Origin of the sequence: Pauljensenia sp. UMB3104, from assembly GCF_030217285.1 — a bacterium.
Lineage (GTDB): Bacteria > Actinomycetota > Actinomycetes > Actinomycetales > Actinomycetaceae > Pauljensenia.
Genome location: NZ_JASONN010000278.1, coordinates 1 through 277, shown reverse-complemented (window position 1 = coordinate 277; position 277 = coordinate 1). Strand labels below are relative to the sequence as shown.

The 277-nt window shown below is 49.1% G+C and carries 1 protein-coding gene; it reads left to right on the top strand.

Annotated elements, in window-relative coordinates; translation table 11 throughout:
* Positions 1-49: 49 nt before the first annotated feature.
* Positions 50-277 (top strand): helix-turn-helix domain-containing protein (locus QP415_RS11700; protein ID WP_285100191.1); only part of this gene is annotated, 228 nt, incomplete at its 3' end.

The following is a 277-nucleotide window of genomic DNA, read 5'->3' as shown; positions in this document are numbered from 1 at the left end:
CGTTTCGTTCCATGTGTAAATCATAGCAATAAGTGCAGAAAATGCAACAGTGATTCTTGACAGCACTGAATGCGCGTGTAAAGATGGCGCGCAGGAGGTGCAGAAAATGCAACAACCAACAATCATTGACGCATTCGAGGCGGCGCGAATTCTCGAAGTTTCCCCAGATACGGTGCGTCGATGGGCAAGAAATGGCGATGTTAAGCATGTACGGCTTCCTTCGGGTCGCCTCCGTTTTGAGGAGGGTGATATTAGATCCTTGCTCCAGCCGGTATTA